Origin of the sequence: Halobacteriovorax sp. RT-2-3, from assembly GCF_047085075.1 — a bacterium.
In the GTDB taxonomy this organism is placed as follows: domain Bacteria; phylum Bdellovibrionota; class Bacteriovoracia; order Bacteriovoracales; family Bacteriovoracaceae; genus Halobacteriovorax_A.
In genome coordinates this window covers 502,355-522,492 of sequence record NZ_JBKIYF010000002.1, presented here as the reverse complement: position 1 = coordinate 522,492, position 20,138 = coordinate 502,355, and the positions used below count along the sequence as shown (strand labels likewise).

At 36.7% G+C, this 20,138-nt stretch carries 20 protein-coding genes; 16 read left to right on the top strand and 4 right to left on the bottom strand.

What is annotated here, in order from left to right:
• The first annotated feature begins 7 nt into the window (after nucleotides 1-7).
• The 6 genes from prfA to ACMAYX_RS08295 all read left to right on the top strand — a co-directional run bounded on the left by prfA (nucleotide 8) and on the right by ACMAYX_RS08295 (nucleotide 5,685).
• Nucleotides 8-1,072, top strand: a complete 1,065-nt coding sequence (gene prfA / locus ACMAYX_RS08320) for a peptide chain release factor 1 (protein ID WP_103219247.1) — start codon at nucleotides 8-10, stop codon at nucleotides 1,070-1,072.
• A 3-nt stretch (nucleotides 1,073-1,075) separates the two neighbouring features.
• Nucleotides 1,076-1,960: a N5-glutamine methyltransferase family protein gene (locus ACMAYX_RS08315; protein WP_412471756.1), complete on the top strand. Its 885-nt coding sequence runs from the start codon at nucleotides 1,076-1,078 to the stop codon at nucleotides 1,958-1,960.
• A complete protein-coding gene (gene murA / locus ACMAYX_RS08310) occupies nucleotides 1,953-3,203 on the top strand; it encodes a UDP-N-acetylglucosamine 1-carboxyvinyltransferase (protein WP_412471757.1) in 1,251 nt (416 codons plus the stop codon). Before ACMAYX_RS08315 ends, murA begins: the two co-directional genes overlap by 8 nt.
• A gap of 11 nt (nucleotides 3,204-3,214) precedes the next feature.
• Nucleotides 3,215-3,550 (top strand): HIT domain-containing protein, encoded by a 336-nt coding sequence (locus tag ACMAYX_RS08305; protein WP_392993083.1) that lies wholly within the window; start codon nucleotides 3,215-3,217, stop codon nucleotides 3,548-3,550.
• Between the two features lie 111 nt (nucleotides 3,551-3,661).
• On the top strand, nucleotides 3,662-4,654 hold the full coding sequence (locus ACMAYX_RS08300) for a hypothetical protein (protein WP_412471242.1): 993 nt from the start codon (nucleotides 3,662-3,664) through the stop codon (nucleotides 4,652-4,654).
• A gap of 8 nt (nucleotides 4,655-4,662) precedes the next feature.
• Nucleotides 4,663-5,685 carry a hypothetical protein gene (locus ACMAYX_RS08295; RefSeq protein WP_412471758.1) on the top strand — a complete coding sequence of 341 codons (1,023 nt, stop codon included), beginning with the start codon at nucleotides 4,663-4,665 and terminating at the stop codon, nucleotides 5,683-5,685.
• Between the two features lie 39 nt (nucleotides 5,686-5,724).
• Here ACMAYX_RS08295 and ileS read toward each other — a convergent pair whose 3' ends face one another.
• Nucleotides 5,725-8,856 carry an isoleucine--tRNA ligase gene (gene ileS / locus ACMAYX_RS08290; protein ID WP_412471759.1) on the bottom strand — a complete coding sequence of 1,044 codons (3,132 nt, stop codon included), beginning with the start codon at nucleotides 8,854-8,856 and terminating at the stop codon, nucleotides 5,725-5,727.
• 172 nt (nucleotides 8,857-9,028) lie between these two features.
• On the opposite strand from ileS, the gene ACMAYX_RS08285 reads away from it, so the two are divergent.
• From ACMAYX_RS08285 to ACMAYX_RS08270, 4 genes are read left to right on the top strand one after another with little or no spacing between them, the layout of a single operon-like run.
• Nucleotides 9,029-10,468 carry a hypothetical protein gene (locus tag ACMAYX_RS08285; RefSeq protein ID WP_412471760.1) on the top strand — a complete coding sequence of 480 codons (1,440 nt, stop codon included), beginning with the start codon at nucleotides 9,029-9,031 and terminating at the stop codon, nucleotides 10,466-10,468.
• Nucleotides 10,446-11,000 (top strand): Maf family protein, encoded by a 555-nt coding sequence (locus tag ACMAYX_RS08280; protein ID WP_412463348.1) that lies wholly within the window; start codon nucleotides 10,446-10,448, stop codon nucleotides 10,998-11,000. The genes ACMAYX_RS08285 and ACMAYX_RS08280 overlap by 23 nt, the downstream gene beginning before the upstream one ends.
• A complete protein-coding gene (locus ACMAYX_RS08275; protein WP_103219209.1) occupies nucleotides 10,979-11,347 on the top strand; it encodes a DUF167 domain-containing protein in 369 nt (122 codons plus the stop codon). The genes ACMAYX_RS08280 and ACMAYX_RS08275 overlap by 22 nt, the downstream gene beginning before the upstream one ends.
• Nucleotides 11,344-11,838: a hypothetical protein gene (locus tag ACMAYX_RS08270; RefSeq protein ID WP_103219210.1), complete on the top strand. Its 495-nt coding sequence runs from the start codon at nucleotides 11,344-11,346 to the stop codon at nucleotides 11,836-11,838. Before ACMAYX_RS08275 ends, ACMAYX_RS08270 begins: the two co-directional genes overlap by 4 nt.
• Before the next feature lie 26 nt (nucleotides 11,839-11,864).
• Here the strand turns inward: ACMAYX_RS08270 and ACMAYX_RS08265 are convergent, their stop codons facing one another.
• On the bottom strand, nucleotides 11,865-12,056 hold the full coding sequence (locus tag ACMAYX_RS08265; RefSeq protein WP_103219211.1) for a hypothetical protein: 192 nt from the start codon (nucleotides 12,054-12,056) through the stop codon (nucleotides 11,865-11,867).
• A gap of 423 nt (nucleotides 12,057-12,479) precedes the next feature.
• Here ACMAYX_RS08265 and ACMAYX_RS08260 point away from each other — a divergent pair, with 423 nt between their 5' ends.
• From ACMAYX_RS08260 to ACMAYX_RS08240, 5 genes are read left to right on the top strand one after another with little or no spacing between them, the layout of a single operon-like run.
• Nucleotides 12,480-13,376, top strand: a complete 897-nt coding sequence (locus ACMAYX_RS08260) for a TRAP transporter TatT component family protein (protein WP_412471761.1) — start codon at nucleotides 12,480-12,482, stop codon at nucleotides 13,374-13,376.
• An 11-nt stretch (nucleotides 13,377-13,387) separates the two neighbouring features.
• Complete coding sequence (dctP, locus tag ACMAYX_RS08255) at nucleotides 13,388-14,368, top strand: TRAP transporter substrate-binding protein DctP (protein ID WP_103219213.1); 981 nt, start codon at nucleotides 13,388-13,390, stop codon at nucleotides 14,366-14,368.
• 9 nt (nucleotides 14,369-14,377) lie between these two features.
• A complete protein-coding gene (locus ACMAYX_RS08250; RefSeq protein ID WP_103219214.1) occupies nucleotides 14,378-14,872 on the top strand; it encodes a TRAP transporter small permease in 495 nt (164 codons plus the stop codon).
• A complete protein-coding gene (locus tag ACMAYX_RS08245; RefSeq protein ID WP_103219215.1) occupies nucleotides 14,853-16,118 on the top strand; it encodes a TRAP transporter large permease in 1,266 nt (421 codons plus the stop codon). Before ACMAYX_RS08250 ends, ACMAYX_RS08245 begins: the two co-directional genes overlap by 20 nt.
• Before the next feature lie 5 nt (nucleotides 16,119-16,123).
• Nucleotides 16,124-17,587, top strand: a complete 1,464-nt coding sequence (locus ACMAYX_RS08240) for a hypothetical protein (RefSeq protein WP_103219216.1) — start codon at nucleotides 16,124-16,126, stop codon at nucleotides 17,585-17,587.
• A 172-nt stretch (nucleotides 17,588-17,759) separates the two neighbouring features.
• Here ACMAYX_RS08240 and ACMAYX_RS08235 read toward each other — a convergent pair whose 3' ends face one another.
• Both ACMAYX_RS08235 and ACMAYX_RS08230 read right to left on the bottom strand, forming a co-directional pair.
• The gene (locus ACMAYX_RS08235) at nucleotides 17,760-18,392 is read right to left on the bottom strand and encodes a hypothetical protein (RefSeq protein WP_103219217.1); all 633 of its coding nucleotides are present in this window, start codon (nucleotides 18,390-18,392) and stop codon (nucleotides 17,760-17,762) included.
• A gap of 172 nt (nucleotides 18,393-18,564) precedes the next feature.
• Nucleotides 18,565-19,218, bottom strand: a complete 654-nt coding sequence (locus tag ACMAYX_RS08230; RefSeq protein ID WP_103219218.1) for a hypothetical protein — start codon at nucleotides 19,216-19,218, stop codon at nucleotides 18,565-18,567.
• Nucleotides 19,219-19,654: 436 nt separating this feature from the next.
• Here ACMAYX_RS08230 and ACMAYX_RS08225 point away from each other — a divergent pair, with 436 nt between their 5' ends.
• On the top strand, nucleotides 19,655-20,137 hold the full coding sequence (locus ACMAYX_RS08225; protein ID WP_103219219.1) for a hypothetical protein: 483 nt from the start codon (nucleotides 19,655-19,657) through the stop codon (nucleotides 20,135-20,137).
• Nucleotide 20,138: the final 1 nt, after the last annotated feature.

The window sequence follows — 20,138 nt, the reverse complement described above, 5'->3', positions numbered from 1 at the left end:
AATGAGCATGTTTGATAAGCTTGATTCAGTTGTACAGCGCTTTGAAGTACTAACTGAAAAAATGGCAGACCCAACATTATATGATAGGCAAGAGGAGTTCAAAAAGATTTCAGCTGAGCGCTCAAATCTTGAAGAAGTTGTTATTGCTTACAAGAAATATAAGCAGATCAAAGAAGATATTGCGGAAGCAAAAGAGATGCTTAAGGAAAATGATCCTGATATGAAGGAGATGGCAAAAGAAGTTCTTGATGAGAACGAGCCATTAATTCCTGAACTTGAAGATGAGTTAAAGATTCTTCTTCTGCCAAAAGACCCATTAGATGATAAGAACGTTATGGTTGAAATTCGTGCCGGTGCTGGTGGGGATGAGGCTTCGATCTTCTCTGGTGATGTTCTAAGAATGTATCAAAACTACGCTCGCTCAGTTGGATGGAAAGTTGAAATTGATTCTCTTTCTGAAAACGATGAGGGGATTAAAGAAGTTATCTTCTCAATCTCTGGTGAGAAAGTTTACTCAAAAATGAAATATGAGTCTGGAGTACATAGAGTTCAACGTGTTCCAAAGACTGAGTCTCAGGGACGTGTTCACACATCAACAATCACTGTTGCAGTTATGCCAGAGACTGAAGATCTTGAGTGGGAACTTGATATGAATGATGTTCGTGTTGAAGTTATGCGCGCATCTGGTTCAGGTGGACAGCACGTTAACACGACAGACTCTGCGGTTCGTATGACTCACATTCCAACAGGAATTGCAGTTTATAACCAGGATCAAAAGTCACAGTTAAAAAATAAAGAGAAGGCGAAGAAGATTCTTGCGGCTCGTATCTTTGATAAAATGCTTCAAGAAAAAAATGCTTCTGAAGCAGCTGAGAGAAAAGGTCTAATTGGTACTGGTGATCGTTCTGAGCGTATTAGAACTTATAACTATCCACAAGGTCGTTTAACTGACCACCGTATTGGCCTGACTCTTTACTCTCTCGATAAAATCGTAGAAGGTGATTTAGCTCCAGTTCTTGATGCTCTTATTGCTCATAACCAAGCTGAACTCTTAAAGGGCCAAGAAGAGTAGTAAATGAGTTTTACAACTCTCGGTGACTACATTAGCTCGTTCTTTAATGAGAATAAAAAATTCTTAGAGGCAAATTACCCTGGAATTACAATTTCTCGCTTAAAGGGTGAGCTAAAAGATTTCTGTCGCATCCTTGAATCTCAATTCGATGACATTTATATTTCTGAAAATAAAGGTGTCATCGAGCAATTCTTAAAAAAAGTCAGGCAGGGGATTCCCCTCGAATATATTAGTAATCGTGCATTCTTTTATCGTTCTTCATTTTACATAAATGAGAATGTTCTTATTCCACGTAGTGAAACTGAAATCATGGTGGAGTGGACTTCTGAATATATTAAAAAAAATAAGCTAAATGATATTTCAATTGCAGATATCGGCACGGGAAGTGGCGCTATTGCCTTAAGCTTAGCAGGTGAGATTGGTGAAATAGAAGCGCGTATTGTGGCCAGTGACATTAGTCCAAAGGCCCTTGAAGTTGCTCGTGCCAATAAATTCTTTCACCGTTACCGTTATCCAAAGACTGTGAAAATAGTCTTTGAAGAGTCTGATTTATTAACTAACCTCAATGAAAATTTTGATATCATCATTAGTAACCCTCCATATATAAAGGAGAGTGCTGACTTAAGTGAAGTGCATGGACAGGTTCATCGTTTTGAGCCACATCTGGCCCTTTACTTAAAAGATGAAGATTACGATAATTGGTTTAAAAATTTCTTCCAACAGGTGGAGGAAAAGCTGAAAGCAGGTGGACTGTTCATAATGGAAGGTAGTGAATTGCATTTAGAACACTTAAAAGATATTTTGAGTGAATATGAATTTACTAATCTCGACTTGATTAAGGACTACACAGACCGCTACCGTTTTCTAAAAGGAATTAAAAATGGATAAGATTATAGTTAAAGGACCAGCTCGTCTTTCTGGTGAAGTTGAAATTTCTCCTGCAAAGAATGCATACCTGCCAATTTTAGCAGCAATCCTTTTAACAGATAAGAAAGTAACACTAACGAATCTTCCAAAGCTTCGTGACATCAATACAATGCTTAAGCTTCTTGAAATGATGGGAGTTGAGTGTAATCGTGATGGTAAGAATGTGACTTTCGATGCATCAACTCTAAGTTCTCACGAAGCAACTTATGAGCTTGTTAAAACAATGCGTGCATCAATCTTTGTTCTAGGACCGCTTTTATCACGTCTTGGAAAAGCAAAGGTTTCTCTTCCTGGAGGGTGCGCAATTGGGACACGTCCAATTGATATCCACCTAGATAATCTAGAGAAGATGAATGTAAAAATCGAAATGAAGAATGGTTTTGTTTTTGCTGAAACTGATCATTTAAAAGGCGCACATGTGAAACTTAAGTTTCCATCAGTCGGTGCCACTGAGAATTTAATGATGGCCGGTGTCTTTGCTGATGGTCAGACTATTATTGAAAACGCAGCGATGGAGCCAGAAATTGACGATCTTGCAAACTTCCTAAATACATTAGGTGCAAAAGTTTCAGGTATCGGTACATCTCGTATCATTGTTGATGGAATTAAAGAATTAAGCGGTGGAACGTACCAAGCAATTGGTGATCGTATTGAAGCTGCTACTTATATTATTGGTGGCCTTATGACAAAGTCAGAGGTTACGGTAAAGAACTTTAACCCTAAGCATCTTTTTAATGTTCTTGAAAACCTTCAAGGCATGGGAGCGAAGCTTGAGATCGGTGATGACTTCGTTAAGACATACCCATCATCACTAAAAGGTTCTAAAGTAATTACTGAGCCATTTCCTGGATTCCCAACTGATGTGCAGGCACAAATGGTTGCACTTTTAACAGTTGTAGAAGGGAACTCTCTTGTAACAGAAAATATTTTTGAAAATCGTTTCATGCACGTACCAGAACTAACTCGTCTTGGTGCAAGTATTGAACAACTTGGTAGCTCTGTCTTTATTGAAGGTGGTAAACCTCTAACAGCTGCACCAGTTATGTGTACAGACCTAAGAGCGTCTGCGGCCCTTGTTCTAGCTGCTCTTTGTGCATATGGTGAAACAAAAATTGATCGTGTCTACCACTTACAACGTGGTTATGAAGACCTACCTGAAAAGCTTAAGAAACTTGGTGCAAGTGTCGAACTCGTAAACGAATAGGGAGAAGCGTAATGAGTGATTGTTTATTTTGCAAAATTCTAAATGGTGAGATTCCTTCAACGAAGGTATTTGAAAATGAAAATGTTTATGCATTTCAAGATATTCAACCGCTAGCAAAAGAGCACTACTTATTTATTCACCGCAATCACTCTAAGAATATTAATGAGATGAACCGCGATGATATGGCCCAAGTTTTTGATGCCATCAAAGAATTCTCTCAATCAAATGAGCTTGAAAAGAATGGCTTCCGCGTAGTCTCAAATATCAACCAACATGGCTGTCAAAGTGTATTTCATACGCATTTTCACGTACTTGGCGGGGAACAGCTTAAAGGTTTTGGGTCTTAAGTCGCTTTTTAGTATTCCAAATTAAAAAACAACTATTTCAAAATAGAAAAAATATCTCCTTTGGATTGATTTTCGCTATAACGGCAAAAATTAATTTTAAGGAGATTTTTTATGCGTTCATTTTTTCTGATTCCCATGATCCTACTTCTTTCATGTGGGAAATCTAACGAAAGAGCATTTTATGGCCAAAATCTTAATCCAAGCTTTAAAGGCCAGTCACTTACTGCAACACAAATTCAATGTGAATCAATAAAAACGAATATTACAGACACGGAAATTACGTGCCCTATGTCTTTTATCAATGAAGATAAACAATTTCTTTTCTCTATTGATATGGACGAGCAAGCTATCGATATGAAGAAGTATCCAGAGCTTGGCGAAGTAGAACTTGAAATTTCAATTAAAGAAATGATTCATGCAAGATTCTACCTTGTATCTAAATATGGAAAAAGACTAAGTGAAGATACTTTATTTGACGGAAGTCGTACTCTTAAGTTTCAAGAGTTAAATCGTGGAGATTTTGCGGCCCATGAAATTTACTTAAAGATTAATAATTATTTTACTGGAGATCGTCCGAAAGTCGTATCACCAGAGGAAGATCTAAATTGTAATACAGGTATTTTTAATATTAATGATGTGAATCTTGCAGATCTTAAAGGTCAGTGTGAAAATTTAAAATTCATTCCTCTTGTAAAGGCCAAGGTTATTATTCCAAAAGTGGAGACTGTTTCGATCAATGGAAGGCTTTCAGCACTTACTACAGCAAATAGTCCAATAAAATTACCAAATCGAGATCTCGTAAATTTTAAATATGTATCAGTAAGTGATTTAGAAGAAGGTGAAGTCGATCCAAGTTTATTTTATCTCGAAAGTATTGACCAATATGGCCTTCACTACTTTTTAAATGATTCAAGTTACTGTGTAACTGTAGGAGTGATGGAAGTTTTTAAAGTTAATATCGACAAGAGCTTACATCGTTTGAACATTAGTCATTATGAAGGTCTTAATATCATAAAAGATAAATCTAGCTATAAAATAAGTCGTCAAAAAAAGTGTTATCCTGTTGAGCCTGTTTTAACTGGATTTGTAGTAGTTAAGGAATAGGGAGAGTTATGAAAGTATTAAGTTTAGTTATGTTATTTGTATTAGTTTCTTGTGGCTCAGGTAGTGACAAAAGTAAAGAAAGTGCTAATCAAGCAATGATCTCAAGCAAATCATTTCTACTTGAATGTAATAAGTTAGAGAGTTCTCTATTTAGCGATAGTGAGTGTAATAAGATCGGTATTACAAACCAAAAATTATTTCTATTTAATTTTGATTATTCTAACAATCAAAACATTTATGAAGATGGAGTAGAGAACTTCGTAAATCTTAAAATAAATCTAGGTGAAGATGTTATTGAAGGCCGTTTCATATTGATTTCAAAATATGGGAAGGTTTTATCAAATGAAGCTGTTTATAATCAAAACGAAGGAAAACTTTCGTTTTTTGAACTTGAAGAAGGAAATTTTCTTTCACATGAAGTCTATCTGCAGACAAAGTCCCTAATTCTTACTAATGGGGAAAATATTAAATATGATTTAGGAAAATCTTTAAAGTGTGTAACAGGAAAAGTGAATTTTGAAGAGTTTCAAAATTTAGTTCAACCTGACGGATGTGAAAACTTGAGGATGGAAAAAATCTATACTGGTGCTCTTGTTCAAAAAGCTGAGTTTTATGAAGCTGAAGAAACAAGGTTAGTTACACGCGTAATGAAAAATGGAGTGATTTCTAAGCCTAAGAAAGGGCAAGAATTTGTAAGTATTTCAGTTTTATCAAAATATGAGGTGAAGTTATTTAATCATTTCTCTAAAGAAGTGAAAGAATTTTCTGAAGTATATGAAATAGATGAAGAGTCAGGGACACTTTTTATTAAAAAGGAGAAACAGTGTTTAACAACTGGAATCTTGAAATATACAGATCGAGAAGTTAGAACTGGGAAATGGTTTGTCGTAGCAGATGAGATTGTGATGAAAGCTGCTTCGGGAAGTATTGAAGTTCAAGGTACTATTTTAGATGCAAAAGAAGATTATAAACGAAATGAATGTTTTGATCTAAATCCACAACCAATTGGATATATGTTAATTAAAGAATAAAAAAGCCTCCGTAATGGAGGCTTTCTTTTTATATGCTGATTAAGCTTTAACAATTGTCATTTTTAGATTTTCATCATCAACCTTAAACTCATGCTCAAGTTCCCCTGTGCTAACAGTTAGAGAGTTAGCAAGAGTTTCTTTTGTGATGTAATCAGTATGAGTCGTGATTGCTTTTGCAAGAAGATCAGTAGCTGCAAAAGTTACTTCAATTCTATCTTCAACATTGAAACCAGAATCTTTTCTTGTTCTTTGGATTCTGTTTACAACCTCACGAGCAAGACCTTCAAGGATTAGCTCTTCTGAAAGGTTCGTGTCGATATCAATTGAGATATAACGATTTGATAGGGCCTGAGTACCTTCTTTTGCTTCACGGAAGATTAAGATATCTGAAGGCTCAAATGTTTCTCCAGCAAGTTCTAGGCTTCCTTTTTCTTCAAGCTCATTCAGCTCAGCTGCTCCAAGCTTTGAGATGATCCCCATAAACTTACCAAAATCTTTTCCTAGACGTTTTCCTAGAACAGGAGAATTTGGTTTAGCGTATAGTTTGATGTAGTGGTCTTCATCAGTAGTATACTCAACAGTTTTAACGTTAAGTTCTGACTGGATATATCCTTCAAGCTTCTTGATTTCATCAAGTAAAGCTTGGTCTTTGTGGATTACACTTAGACGAGCAAGTGGAGTCTTAACCTTGATTTGTACTTGATTACGCTTTTGACGTCCAAGAAGAATAATCTGTTGCATTCTATCAACTGCATCTTCAAGGATTGAATTTTTAAGTTCTTTATTAGCAACAGGGTAGTCACAAAGGTGAACTGAAAGATTCTTTTCACTTGAATCAAATTTCTTAAGTTCACTAAAGATATGCTCAGATAAGAATGGCGCAAATGGTGCTATTGCAATCGTAACTTCTTTTAGTGTTGTGAAAAGTGCAGTGTATGCTTGTTTCTTATCTGATGTTAGTCCTTCGCCCCAGAAACGTGATCGGTTAAGGCGAATATACCAATTCGTTAAATCTTCAATGAAGTGGAATAGGGCAGGAACAACGTTGTAAAGTTGGTACTGTGCCATTTCAGCTTCGATATTTTCTTTAAGAGTTTGTAGTTTTGAGATTACCCAATTGTCAGTAATATTGTCGCCACTTTCAGCATGCTCACTTAAATTCCATCCATCAATTGATGCATATGTTTGGAAGAATTTGAAAGAGTTTAGCCATGGTAGAAGGGCACGACGAACCATGTCCTTAACACCTGCATCTGTAAAGCGTTGTTCTTCACCTTTCACAAGTCCTGAGTTGATTAGGTATAGTCTTAGAGCGTCTGATCCGAATTCTTCCATAAGCTCATCTGGAGCAGTGAAGTTTCTTAGAGACTTACTCATTTTCTTTCCATCTTCAGCAAGAACTAAACCATTAACAATTACGTTCTTGAAAGCTGGCTTATCAAATAGCGCAGTTGAAAGGATTGTTAGTGTGTAGAACCAACCACGTGTCTGGTCTAGACCTTCAGCAATAAACTCTGCAGGGAATCCATTTTCAAACATTTCTTGGTTTTCAAATGGGTAGTGAAGTTGAGCGTAAGGCATTGATCCTGATTCGAACCAACAGTCGAATACATCAGGAATACGCTTATAAGTTCCAGCTTCACCTTCGATTGTAAATGTCACTTCATCTGTGTACTCACGGTGAAGATCAGTAAGTTCAACTCCTGAAAGCTCTTTAAGCTCTGCAATTGAGCCAAGGCATTTCATATTTCCTGTTTCATCGTTGATCCAAACTGGAAGAGGAGTTCCCCAAACACGTGTGCGAGAAACTGCCCAGTCGCGAGCGTTCTCTAGCCACTTACCAAAACGACCTGCTTTGATGTGACCAGGTACCCAGTGGATTTGCTCGTTATTTGCAACAAGCTTATCAACGATCTCTTCTACTTTTACATACCACTGTGGGATTGTACGATAGATTAGTGGAGTTCCTGAGCGGTAGCAGAATGGGTAGCTGTGCACTAGGTTTCCGTGATCGTATAATTTTGTATTATCTTTTAGTTCTTTGATGATTTCTTTATCAGCATCTTTTACATAAAGACCTGCATAAGTTGAAACTTCTTTTGTAAATTGACCAGCATCATCGATAGGGCAAACTTCTGCCATCATGCCAGCTTCTTTACAAATTCTATTATCGTCTTCCCCGAATGCCGGTGCTTGGTGAACAATACCAGTACCACTGTCAGTTGTTACGTAGTCGTCATTTAAGATTTTGAAAGCACCTTCAGCTTTGAGATCAGCGAAGAAGTCAAAAAGTGGCTCATAAGTAAGACCAAGAAGTTCGCTTCCTTTGAATGATTCCCCAACAACTTCAAGGTTGCGCTTCTTTGCAAAAGCTTCAACTCTTGCTTCAGCGAAGATGATTGTTACACCACGGTCGTTATCTTTTACACGAACGTAATCAACATCTGGCCCAACACAAAGAGCAAGGTTCGATGGAAGCGTCCATGGAGTTGTCGTCCATGCGGCAACATAATCTGCACCTGCTTTAGCTGGATCATCTAATTTGAAAAGTACAGTTACGGCCGGATCTTGAACGTCACGGTAATCAAGACCTGCTTCAAAGTTTGATAGACCTGTTCCTAGACCAGTTGAGTAAGGAACAACTTTTGTTCCCTTGTAGACCATATTCTTATCCCAAAGAGATTTAAAAACCCACCAACATGATTCCATGAAAGTTGGATCCATTGTCTTATAGTCATTGTCAAAGTCTACCCAACGTCCAAGGCGTGTTACAGTTTTACGCCATTCAGTTGTGTAGCGATCAACAATTGAGCGACACTCTTGGTTGTAACCAGCAACACCAAGTTTCTCTAGTGCTTCGTGTGCAGTCATTTCTAATTTTTTATTAATTTCTTGCTCGATCGGTAGACCGTGAGTATCCCATCCAAATCTTCTTTGAACGTAGCGACCTTTCATTGTCCAATATCTTGGAACGATATCTTTTAGCGTTCCAGCAAGTAGGTGACCGTGGTGAGGAAGACCTGTGGCAAATGGAGGGCCATCGTAGAAAATATATGGCTCTTTCTCTTTTGTTTGTTCTAGTGATTTTTGGAAAATTTCATTCTCTTCCCAAAATTTTAAGACTTCATGTTCTGTGTTAACAAAAGAAAATTGTCCGTTATCCTGACTCATCGTATCAACCTTGTCTGTTATAGTTTTGTGTAAATTAATATTTGGCCCAAAATTTAACATGAAACCCATGATTTTGACAGTTTAGATGGGCCTGAAAGTGGCAATTCTTACCGAAAAACTTGCAAATTTGCGGCACAGTTAGGGCCGGTAGCCGAAATTGTCGATAAAGTTCATGATGCTACGTATTTTATTTATTTTAACCATTACACTTTCAACTTTTGCTAGCTCATCAGAGTTAGAAACAAAGTTTAAGGACGACCGTAAGTCTCTAATCAAATGGGATGAGCTTAAGGCCCAGAAGTGGCTAGACTTTGATGAGTGGAAAGAGGAATTACGCTTCAAAGAAAGCTATCCACTTTGGCGTGATCTTGAAAAAATCTCAGGTATCGATGAAGAGATTGGCCGTGTGATCAAATGTGTGGGGGAGTGTACTCTCTTTCGAAAGCTTGGAAATAATAAAATTGGTTTTCGATCTCTGATAAAAGAAAATGATGATATTGAAACTGGTATCGATAGCTACCTTTGGCTTATGCTCTTTGATGGTACATTGATTCGTATAGCACCTGAAAGTTCAATCTCACTAAAAGAAATGAATATTTTAAAAGACGAAGTATTTTTCAATATTCGTATGAATGTAGGAAATGTTCTTTTGATTTCACGCTCAAAAGAAAAACTTAAAGAGTTGGACCAAAGAGATACTGATTCTGTTTTCTTTCCTCTTCCTATTAATAAAACCAATCCCGTCGTCTTTGATAAAGATGTTTCTATGAATGAGTATCTTTTTGAAGATGGACTACGTTATAAATCTCGTACTCGCTTTATTAATGAGGCGATAGAAAAGAACAATAAAAATGTCATAAGAAAGAGTCGATTCTTTATACAATCTCCATTGTATTCATTTGAAGCCTATTCTCCATCATTTGAAACTTATGTTTCAATTGGTGATGATAGCTACCTTAAATTCAGAGATGATGAACAGTTAGGATACAAAAATGACTTGGCCTCATCTCCAAAAGTAAACTTACGTGGTTATGAAAATAATAGTTTTGAAGAGTTAGAATATGGAAGTTGGTATAAATTTTCTTTCATTAATCGAAATGTTTTTGTCACGAAAGACTCTGAAGTTTTAAGTCAAAATGAATTATTTACGAAGCGAATTTACGGAATCTACTATACTCGTGAAATCTTTTTAGAACGCTACGGAAAGCCATTATTTGCTGAAGGTGATGAGGTTCAGTTAGCCAAAAATTATGGTTTGAGACTTTGGAAAAAAGAAGAATTAGAAAAGCGTCTAAAATTTCTATGGACTCATGTTAGAGAGGTTGAAACGACAAATCTTGCGATCGCTGATCGTTATCGAAAATCTGTTTTAAATCGAGCAAACCGTCGTGATAAAGATGTCCTACGAAAAGATTTTTACACGAAGGCACAAGAAAGTTACTATAAAGTCGGTGCGATGGAGAATTCGAGAAGTTATTTTCCAAAGCTTAATTCAGAAAAACAAGAACTATGGAAGAAGTTAAATGGTATCTACACTGAAATTTATCCTGGCCTCAGGGAGTCCACGTCGAAAGGAACTACTATCTTGGATGAAAGTTCCGATTCAAATTAAGCCTTCAGCTGTTGAAGAAATAACAACTAAAGAACATCCAAAAGATATTGTCGAAGAATTGGCCGAGCTAAAGGGAAGAGATATCTTTACGCAAGAATTTCCAAAAGATGGAAATGTCTTTGTTGTCGCTTCTGATACTCTCGTTGCTATAGGTGATAAAGTTTTAGGAAAACCTAATGATCGCGACCATGCAAGGCAGATGCTACTAGAGTTATCTGGTAAAGAGCACGATGTTTTTACAGCTGTATATATGGCCTATAGAGACAAGGAATATACTTTTTCAAGATGTTCAAAAGTAAAGTTCACAGATATTTCACCCGAAATTTTAGAACTTTATTTAGAAAGTGATGAGGCCCTTGATAAGGCGGGGTCATACGGAATTCAAGGACAAGGTCTACTCTTTGTTGAACATATGAGTGGCTCGTATTCAAATGTTGTAGGTTTTCCTCTCGCTGACTTTATTGCTGAAATGAAAACTTTTCTTGATGAGCTTGGATTTGAGAGCAACAATTGGAGAGAATTATTTCAATAAAAGACTATTTAAAAACACAATGCCTGAACTTCATTACTCTTTCGAATAGTGAAAGTGAATTAATAGTTGAACTTGAAGTTTGGGCAAAGCCTGGTGCAAAAGTTGAAAAGGTGAGTGTTGCGGAAACTGGGCAACTTATCGTTAGCACTCAGGCCCCACCTGAAGATGGAAAGGCCAATGCTGGTATTGAAAAGTTAGTTGCAAAGAAATTCGGCGTAGCAAAAAATCAAGTTCAACTTACTCAAGGACTTCAGTCTAAGTTTAAAAAAATGGCCATAAGCTTCGTCTTTGCGCATAATAAAGATACTGAATATTACTTAGCTAAGATAAAAAAGGCCCTAAATTGAAATCAGTTTTAATGACTCTTTTATTCATACCGACTTTGACTGTCTATGCTCAAGCAGACAAAGGTGAGACTCAATCTGAAAAAGAGATGAGTAAAGTAATGTATGCGAAAATTGAAGAGGTGAAGAATATCCCTCCAAAAGATTACGTAACAAAGACTCAAATCATAAGAAAAGAAATTGATCATTATATTGATCTTAAAAAGGGTGTTTGCTCTGGGGATTACTCGACATTTGTTTTAGATCATAAGGATATCGAGGCCAGTCAGCATAAATTAACTAAAATAGAAAAAGATCTTTGCTACAGAGAGCTTAGAGGCTTTCAAGTTACTTATATCAATAACTTATTCATAGCCAAAAAGAATTACCTCAATCATTTACATGAAGAGAGACTGAAAAAACTGGAAGAGATACGCGAGGAAACACTACGTAGCTTAAAAGCTACGTACGACAAGCAGCTGATTTCTCCTAAGGGAAATCGCAAGAAAAGATAAATAAGAAAAAAGCTGTGGGCCTATTCTTATTCCGCGTCTTCTTGTGTTGCTGTTCTACCAAGAACTGCACGAGTTGGTCTTAAGCTTCTCACTTTTAATAGTGATTTTCTTGGCTTTAGTGAAGCTGACTTACGAATAGTCTTTAGCTTAATTTGACCAATTACGCTGTTGTTCGTGTTAGACGATAATTTTTCGTTAGATGTTTCTTGTGATGACATCTCCATCTCCTTATTAAACGATTAAAGGTTAAAAAATCACTTACCTTAATCGTAATAAGATTCAAGAGACTCCAGAACTTAAATCCGATTAGGTAAGTAGTTCATCTACTCGTAGAAAAACTACTCTCAATGGTCACTCCGTGACAAAGTTTAGTAACTTAAATATATACTCGGCACAAATTAGCAAAAAATTGAGCCTTTCGAAATATTTCCCTAATCATATCACGAGGTTAGAAATGGTGCAACACGGCTATCACTAAGGGATTTGGGCGTCAATGAAAATGCATTAACCACTTGTAATTACTGAATAGATAAGGCAAATTACTACTATATTAATTATAAGGATCGCCTGTGAATTGCAAAAAAATGTTGGCATTGCTGATATTGTTCATAAATCTAGTTTCTTGCTCAAGTATAAAGAAAGTGGCCACTAAGCAGATGGGGGATATGATCTTTGAGACATCTGAGGCCGTTTTTACTGAAGATAACTGGGACTTATTTGAATCGACAATTGATAGCAATATTAAATTAGTTGAAAATCTCTACGCCGCTGATCGCGAAAATCCTGAATTCATTGTTACTCTCATAAAAGCATATAGCGGTAAGGCATTTGCCATCGATGAAACTTACTATCTTAAAGATCAACTTAAAGAACTATCAAATTCAAAATACCGAGTTAATGCTCTTTCAAATTACACTCGTGCTCTAAATTATTCTGCGCTATTTTTTGAAGTACGAGGATTTAAAGATTTTGATTTCACTCGCTACATTTCTTCACCAGAAGATTTTAAAAAATTACTTGATGAAAACTTAAGTGATAACGCTACAAATATCGAAGGTGTTTTTTATACAGGACAAACGCTTGCTTCAATCATTAATCTACAAAGAGATAATATGAGGGCCGTCGCTTATCTTCCTCTTGCAAAGGTTATGTACGATTGGTCATGTGAAAAGAATGGAAATTTAGCGCAAGGTGCTTGTGATATTTTCAATGCTTCTTACGCTGCTTCAAGACCTCGTGGACTTGGTGGGGACCCTGTAACTGGTAAGCGCTTATTTGAAGAAGCTATTCAAAAATGGCCAAATAATATGTTAGTTAGACTTTCATTTATTCAGTTTTATGCAGTTCCAATGTTTGAAGAAAATATCTATCGTAATCAGAAATTAGAAATGAATAAATTTCACCGTGAGCAGATGGAGCCAACTTATTGGAGTGGTGGAAAAATTGAAACACCAAAGGTTGATTACAATAACCTTTTTAATTTAATTGCACGTAAGAGATTAAAAATAATTGAAGGCTTAGAAGAAGAGATCTTCTAATTGGAAAAATCATGTCAAAATTTAAAGCATTATTAATTCTACTATTAACGACGAATGTAATGGCCCTAACTTTAAAAGTTGGTGTTCTAACTCCTGAGGGAACGAACTGGGCAAAGAATCTTAAGAAAATGGCAAAGGCCATTAAGAAAGAAACAAATGGTGAAGTAAAAGTGAAGTTCTACTTCGGTGGATCTCAAGGAGATGAACCAGATGTTTTAAGAAAGATTCGCGTTGGACAACTTCACGGTGGAGTTTTTACTGCTAAGACACTTGGTGATATCAATGGTGATGTTCGTGTTGTGGAAATTCCTTTTAACTTTTTTCATGATCGCAAGAAGGCCCTAAAGACACTTGATGATTTAACGCCATTTTTAAATAAGAAAATTAATGAAAGTAATTTCGTTAATCTTGGCTTCTTTGATATTGGGATGGTTTACTTTGTTTCAAAAACAAAGATTTCTTCTATTGATAGTCTAAAAGGTGTAAAAATCTGGTCTTGGGAAGGGGATCCTCTTGTTGAAACTATTCTTGGGGAGATGAAACTTGTTTCGGTACAGCTACCTCTTCCTGATGTTTTGTCTTCTCTTTCAACTGGAATCATTGAAGCAGCTTATGCACCACCTTTAGCGATTCTATCAATGCAGTGGAATACTAAAGTTAAATATCTTATTGATTTCCCTCTTACAATGTCTGTTGGAGCCTTCTTAGTAAATGATAAAGTCTTTAATAAGATCTCTCCTGCAAACCAAAAGAAGGTTTTAGCAATTTCTAAGAAGTATATTGATCTTGTTAAGGCGACAAATGAAAAAGACAATCAAGATGCTCTTGATCTGATGAAGGCATCTGGTGTTGAATTTGTTAAATTTAGTGATGCCGATATTAAACGTGGATATGAAGTACGTGAGGCAACAATTAAAAAGTTAAAAGGAAAATTATTTTCTGAAGAAGCATATAATAGACTTGAAAAAAGTTTAAAAGCTCAAAAGAAGTAGAAAGAACTCATGATACGCAAGATAGAAGAAGTTACAGATCTCGTTGTAGGCTGGCTAGTTGTGGCCAATGTTGCTGTTATGCTAGGCTTAAGTGTTTTGGCCATTATCTTTCGTTGGTTTGATATTTCATTTTCTTGGGTTGATCCACTTGTTCGACATCTCGTATTTGCTCTGGCCTTCTTAGGTGCAACACTTGCCAGTGGAAAGTCGAGGCATATTGCAATTGAGATTTTACCAAAATTTTTAGAGAGTGAAGGTAAACACCGTTCTTTATTCATTCTAAATAAGATAACTCAAGTGTGTATTATTGTTGGAACAACTTGGCTTTTTGCTTCAGGTGTTCAGTTCTATAATGTCGAGAAACAATTTGGAAACTTAACTTCACTGGGATTGCACTCTTCTGTTTTAGTCGCAATCATTCCAATTGGCTTCGCCCTGATCTTCATTCGCACGATCTTGGCATTTTTAAATTTTAAGGAAGATTATGAGCCTCATAACAATTAGTATTGCCGCATTTATTTTGGCACTAATTGGAGTGCCACTCTTTGTTGTTCTTGGAAGTCTTGCCCTTGCAGCTTTCTTTCATAATGGAATTGAGCCGTCGGCCGTCTCTGTTGAAATTTACCGTCTCGCATCGGCCCCGACAATTCTAACGATACCTCTTTTTACTTTTGCTGGTTACTTACTTGCTGAATCGAATGCACCAAAAAGACTATTTCGTTTCACGAATGCGCTACTTTCATGGATGCCTGGAGGAGTTGCTATTGTTGGACTCGTTCTTTGTGCTTTCTTTACTGCCTTTACTGGTGCTAGTGGGGTAACGATTGTTGCTTTAGGTGGATTAATTTATCCAATTCTTATGAATCGCGGTCACGATGATAAATTCACGATGGGATTTATTACGACTTCAGGTTCTTTAGGTCTTCTCTTTCCACCAAGCTTACCAATTATTCTCTATGGAATTGTAGCAGGAGTGGATATTGATCAGCTTTTTAAGGCCGGTATTGTTCCAGGAATGCTTCTCATCATTGGTTTAGCAATTTATTCAATCTTAAAGGCTCCGAAGAACCATAGTGAAAGAGGGAAGTTTGATTTGAAAGAGGCGCTTCTTTCTTTAAAGGGCGCAGCGTTTGAATTATTTTTGGCCCCTGCTGTACTTGTCGGAATTTACGGTGGGATTGTAACGGTTACAGAAGCAGCTGCCTTTACTGCGTTTTATATTTTAATGATCGAGTGCTTCGTCTATCGTGATCTAAGCTTTACAAAGGATGTACCTAAAATCGTTGTGGATTCAATGACAATGGTAGGTGCTATTTTAATTATTCTCTGTTGTGCTCTTGGCTTAACTAATTTCTTAGTAGATGAAGAGGTGCCTAATCAACTCTTTGGTGCTTTTAACCACATTCTTACGAACAAGTACGCTTTTCTTGCTTTCTTGAACATCTTCCTTTTAATTGTTGGAAGTTTAATGGATATATTTAGTGCGATAATTGTCGTCGTACCTCTCATCCTTCCATTAGCTCAAGAGTTTGATATTCATCCAATTCACTTGGCCATCGTCTTTTTAACAAATTTAGAGATCGGCTATATAACTCCTCCAGTGGGAATAAATCTCTTTATTAGTTCTATTCGATTTAAGAGACCGATTACTGAACTGTATCGCTCGGCCTTACCTTTTCTTCTTATTTTACTAATTTGTTTGGCCATTATTACCTATGTTCCTGCCCTGAGTCTTATCTGGGTAAAATAAAGAGGATGAATATTTTTAAATACTTACAAATTTTTGCCTTGGGTTTTACTGCCTCGGCCTTAGACGTGAAAAAAGGTGAGTGGGACTTTGAAGTCTATGAAGGACCACTGGACCCTCGATTAGTTATTGATTATCAAAACGATAAACAAGAGTTCCTTGATGAGGTTACAGGACGGACATACTTTAGTGTAATGCTTGAGCCTGCTATCTTTGATTTAACTCAAGAATTTGATCGCTATATCTATCCTAACTTTGCTTGTTCAAAGCATGAGATGACTGAAAATATTGAGTATATGCGCTACCTAGTGCGACTAACAAGTATTGCAAGTCTTTATGAGTTTTACCGTCAATCAAGTATTGCTCTTTATCAGTTAGGTGATGAAAAGAGTTGCGCTCTTAGCTATGATGCAATTTTTAAATCATGTAAGCCGAAGTCTAAAGATATGAAACTCTTTACAAAAAGAGTATCTGACTACTTTCCCGATATCGTTGACTGGGGGAAGTATCCTATTAAGCTCCAAACGGATCGACGTTTTGATTTAGCAAATTACCATCCAACTTTAGTTAAGATTCTTAGCAGTCACTTTGGTGGTGATAGCAAGACTTCTATTATTAACAGCTGCCAATTCGTTAAGAGTGAAATTCAAAGCTTGTGTAGTGAGGAAGATAGCTATTTATCTGCGCTAAATGTTGAAGAGATTAAGAAAGAAATTTTAACGACGAGTGCCTATAAAATTATCAATGCTAGTGGAAAAGGTGAGTCTTGTTTTTCTCGTTATGAAGAGATGACAAAGGATCAAGTTTCTATCGATAAGAAGAGTGCTGAGATTATTCGTACCGCATTAAAGGGTGAGGATGACTTAAAAGTTTTCTGGTTTGGTTCTTTGCGAGAGTTTGATGAGAAGGGAATTACTTTAGTTGAAGAAAAGATCGTTAAAGAAGAACCTAAAATTGTAGCAAAGGTTGAAGTTAAAGAGCCTAAGGTTATCAAAACGGTTGATATAAAAACAATTAAAATCATTAGAAAACCTAAGCCTGAACCAAAGAAGCCTGAGCCAGTTAAAGAGATTGTTTTTTCTGCGTTTGAAACGGCCGTCTTAAATTATGAGAAGTCTAAGAAACAAACTGAAGTAGCAATGCCTTCTTTTAAAGACGATTATAAATTCTCAAAGAAGACTCTTGAAAGATTTAATGGTTCATTAAGAAGCTATCAAACAAGAAAACAACTTTCTAAAATGAAGAGAGTTGATAACCTTGGAAGCCTTCAGGCCCCAATGAGTTTAACGTTTATTAAGTATCTAATCGATTATAACCTTCATCAAGGTCTTTATAATATGACAAGTATTCTAGGAAATGAATTCTTTGTTATTAACGATCTAGAGGGGAGAACTCGTCCAATTAAGATTGTTCTTGATAATAATGAAGAGACGAAGTTTAGATGGAAGATTTGGGTTACTCAAGCTGAATAAGAAAGGCCCGCTATAAGCGGGCCTTGTTTTTTGTGCTTTAATTTTCCCATTGCTCCTGAGTCGAACCGCTCGGGCTTGAACCCTCGCTCTCGCTCCTATTGTCTAGCTAAAGAGCAGGGGAGCTAGCACCGCAAACAATAGACTGGTCTATGCCAGTCAATTTTGCGGATGCTTAATACTTACGTGATAGCTTCTTAAGTCTCTTCTCGTATGCAGATTTAACTGATAGAGCTAGGAAGAAACCTGCGTTTTCACCATTCTCATCTTGACCAAATAGTGAGATGTTACCAACTCTCTTGTCACCAGCTTTGAATGATTTTGTCCATGCAAATCCGTAAAGGTTAAAGTTTTGTAGTGGTACCCAAATACCAAAAACTTTTGGACCAACATAGAATGCCATGTTTTTAACTTTTTCAACAGTAAATGCTACTGCTGGTAGAGCACCTGCTGCTACACCTGGGATCATACGTCCACCAGGAAGAGTCTTAGGGTCTAGTCTATTTACATCTGATGAGAAAATATCATCAAGTGAAACAGTAAACGTTAGAACTGAACCAGCACCTTCTAGGTTAGGGTTAAGTCCGATAAATGACTTCTTGTACTTTGGTACTTTGTAAGTAGCACCTGCCATAATTGAAACATCTTCAAGTACCATTGAAACGACAACGTTATCTTCAAGTAGATTAACATTCGGTCCATCAACACCTGGGATTTCAACATTTCCTTCTCCACAAGAAACAGAGAAGAAAGAGAAGCTTAGTAGAGCCACGACTGTCAGTAGTCTTTTTCTTAATGTGATTTCCATATCCATACCTCACTAGTTTATAGGAAAAAATTCTCTCGTATGTTCATCTATCGACAGATATGAAGGGGTTCTTAATTTTTTTTGAAGAAAAAAAAAGCCCCTAGATTCCTAGGGGCATTTTTCCTGTATAGAATGTTTTGGTCAGTTATTACAGAATTTTTAAAACTTCTGATTAGTATCTATCAGCAAGTCTTTCAAGTGATCTTTCTTGTGAGCTTGAAACTGTAAGCGCTAAGAAGAAACCACCGTTTTCACCATTTGCATCTTCACCAACAAGTGAAAGGTTACCAACTCTCTTGCTATCAGTATAGAAACGAGTTGTAAGCATTGCACCTGCCATATTAAGGTTATTTACTGGAACCCAAATACCAAAGATTTGTGGACCTACGTAAAAAGCAATATTCTTAATACTTGGTACTGAGAAAGCAACTGCTGGAAGGGCACCACCAGAAACACCTGGAATTGCACGTCCACCTGGTAGAGTAAGTGGATCAAGACGATCAACTTTTCCGCCAAAAATATCATCTAACGATACAGAGAAAGCAAGTAGTGTACCGTTTGATTGAAGGTCTGGTGAAATTTCAACATAAGAATTTGTGTAGTTAGGGATATTGAAACGAGCTCCACCCTCAACAACAACGTTTTCTAAAATAATATCAACTAAGATATCATCACCTAGAAGGACTACTTTTGGTCCATCTACACCTGGAATGTCCATGTTTCTAGAACTGTCCCCCGAACCACATGACGTCGTTAATAGTGACAGGGCCATAAGTGCAGAAGTGATTAAAAGTTTTGATTGCTTAAATACTACAGAATTTTTCATAATTACCTCAAATGACTTTCTATTGATTATTCATTTTCCTTTTAATAGAAGTCTCTTTGAAGGCTTGTGCTCTTTTACAACTAATTGAACTCCACTGACGTACGACAAAGACCACAAATCGTTCTCTCTTCAATTTCGATAAATGCATTATGAAGAAATCAAGAATTTAAACAAGGTGATGTTGATCTGAATTTACTTTTTTTGAAAAAAATGTAAATTTTTTCAGAAATGGTCTTGTTATTTCAACTGCTTAGTGGTGCTCTACATGACTTTTTTTGAGGGTGATCGCCTCGGATGGTCGTTTAGAATTTTACTTTCAAAACTGCCGTAGAAAATGGACACTGCCTTTGTAACTAGTCGAAACCTTAATCGAAAAGGCCCATCCCCCGAAATTTTCCACCTAACATCTCAAGTGAGAAAAGGTTAAAATATAGGGGTGAGATTATTAAGTGACAGAACAAATTTACGAACTAATTCAACAACGGCCACTAAGAAAGTAGGGCGTAGTAATGCCGCTGCAGACTTACCTGTTGCTTCAAAATCTACTGGTGGTCAAAGTATCGTTCGACGTGAAAGGCCTTCTGAGCTAAGTAGAGGCGAAATTAAGGCAAAAATAGAAAATCACAAAAGAGAAAAAGAAGAAAAAATGAAGGCCGCAATTGCTGAACATAAAGCTACTAAGCAAGGGCAAGCAGTGCAAAAAGCGTCTTCACCTGTAGAGAAAAAAGCGCAGGCCATTAAAGAGGCGACAAAGGCGGAAGTAAAGATCACTCCTGAAGGAGAGCCTTTTGGTGATATCGCAAAGAATGATCCAAAAGATCCAGCTACTCAAGAAAAGCTTAAGGGTGTACTAACAGCAGGGGCATTTAATTTTTCTGATAAAGAAAGAGATGTTCTGGCAAAAATTCTTAATCAGTAGA

Bases quoted from the DNA above. Each gene is read 5' to 3' on its own strand.
- prfA (WP_103219247.1), top strand. From the start codon at position 8: ATGTTTGATAAGCTTGATTCAGTTGTACAGCGCTTTGAAGTACTAACT.
- ACMAYX_RS08315 (WP_412471756.1), top strand. From the start codon at position 1,076: ATGAGTTTTACAACTCTCGGTGACTACATTAGCTCGTTCTTTAATGAG.
- murA (WP_412471757.1), top strand. From the start codon at position 1,953: ATGGATAAGATTATAGTTAAAGGACCAGCTCGTCTTTCTGGTGAAGTT.
- ACMAYX_RS08305 (WP_392993083.1), top strand. From the start codon at position 3,215: ATGAGTGATTGTTTATTTTGCAAAATTCTAAATGGTGAGATTCCTTCA.
- ACMAYX_RS08300 (WP_412471242.1), top strand. From the start codon at position 3,662: ATGCGTTCATTTTTTCTGATTCCCATGATCCTACTTCTTTCATGTGGG.
- ACMAYX_RS08295 (WP_412471758.1), top strand. From the start codon at position 4,663: ATGAAAGTATTAAGTTTAGTTATGTTATTTGTATTAGTTTCTTGTGGC.
- ileS (WP_412471759.1), bottom strand. From the start codon at position 8,856: ATGAGTCAGGATAACGGACAATTTTCTTTTGTTAACACAGAACATGAA.
- ACMAYX_RS08285 (WP_412471760.1), top strand. From the start codon at position 9,029: ATGATGCTACGTATTTTATTTATTTTAACCATTACACTTTCAACTTTT.
- ACMAYX_RS08280 (WP_412463348.1), top strand. From the start codon at position 10,446: ATGAAAGTTCCGATTCAAATTAAGCCTTCAGCTGTTGAAGAAATAACA.
- ACMAYX_RS08265 (WP_103219211.1), bottom strand. From the start codon at position 12,056: ATGTCATCACAAGAAACATCTAACGAAAAATTATCGTCTAACACGAAC.
- dctP (WP_103219213.1), top strand. From the start codon at position 13,388: ATGTCAAAATTTAAAGCATTATTAATTCTACTATTAACGACGAATGTA.
- ACMAYX_RS08250 (WP_103219214.1), top strand. From the start codon at position 14,378: ATGATACGCAAGATAGAAGAAGTTACAGATCTCGTTGTAGGCTGGCTA.
- ACMAYX_RS08245 (WP_103219215.1), top strand. From the start codon at position 14,853: ATGAGCCTCATAACAATTAGTATTGCCGCATTTATTTTGGCACTAATT.
- ACMAYX_RS08240 (WP_103219216.1), top strand. From the start codon at position 16,124: ATGAATATTTTTAAATACTTACAAATTTTTGCCTTGGGTTTTACTGCC.
- ACMAYX_RS08235 (WP_103219217.1), bottom strand. From the start codon at position 18,392: ATGGAAATCACATTAAGAAAAAGACTACTGACAGTCGTGGCTCTACTA.
- ACMAYX_RS08230 (WP_103219218.1), bottom strand. From the start codon at position 19,218: ATGAAAAATTCTGTAGTATTTAAGCAATCAAAACTTTTAATCACTTCT.